The organism is Psychrobacter piscatorii, from assembly GCF_904846415.1.
Taxonomy (GTDB): domain Bacteria; phylum Pseudomonadota; class Gammaproteobacteria; order Pseudomonadales; family Moraxellaceae; genus Psychrobacter; species Psychrobacter piscatorii.
This window is the reverse complement of the sequence record NZ_CAJHAR010000101.1, coordinates 1-629: the sequence shown is the minus strand read 5'-3', so window position 1 is coordinate 629 and position 629 is coordinate 1. Positions and strand designations below refer to the sequence as shown.

At 41.7% G+C, this 629-nt stretch carries 2 tRNA genes and 1 rRNA gene; all 3 read right to left on the bottom strand.

Features of this window, described 5'->3' with window-relative positions:
• Nucleotides 1-326 precede the first annotated feature (326 nt).
• Nucleotides 327-402, bottom strand: a tRNA-Ala gene (locus JMX83_RS15045).
• 9 nt (nucleotides 403-411) lie between these two features.
• Nucleotides 412-488: transfer RNA gene (locus JMX83_RS15040), tRNA-Ile, on the bottom strand.
• Between the two features lie 76 nt (nucleotides 489-564).
• A 16S ribosomal RNA gene (locus JMX83_RS15035) occupies nucleotides 565-629 on the bottom strand; the annotation flags it as partial.

Sequence of the window (629 nt, the reverse complement as noted above, 5' to 3'; positions counted from 1 at the left end):
TCATACAATCTAATTATGATAACGATATCACCTATGTTTATACGCTTGATTCAGTTCTCTTTACTTTTTTAATAACTCACCCCTGGGATAACAACTGATGTCGTTAAGAGGTGAGTTATTAAGGTTAGGAAGTGCGCGTGAACACGCGCTTCCTAACCCAGACTCATATCTATGTTTTTAAATAGTTCCTGTATCCTCGTCGAATAACAGGTTCTGTATAAAACAGAAAGAAGTAATCATGTCTTTATTCAAAGATAAATCACTTGTTTCTATTTAATACCTATTTTATTTATTGGCATCTAAAGCTTACTTAACCGTCTTAGTAGTGGTGGAGCCAAACGGAGTCGAACCGTTGACCTCCTGCGTGCAAGGCAGGCGCTCTACCAACTGAGCTATGGCCCCATTGTAAAATGGTGGGTCTAGGTGGACTTGAACCACCGACCCCCGCGTTATCAACACGGTGCTCTAACCAGCTGAGCTACAGACCCTAATACGTTTATTAAAAACGTAAGCTTAAACTAAAGAACAACTTGTTGTGAATTCTTGCTGACCGAATGCCATCTATAAGGAGGTGATCCAGCCGCAGGTTCCCCTACGGCTACCTTGTTACGACTTCACCCCAGTCATCA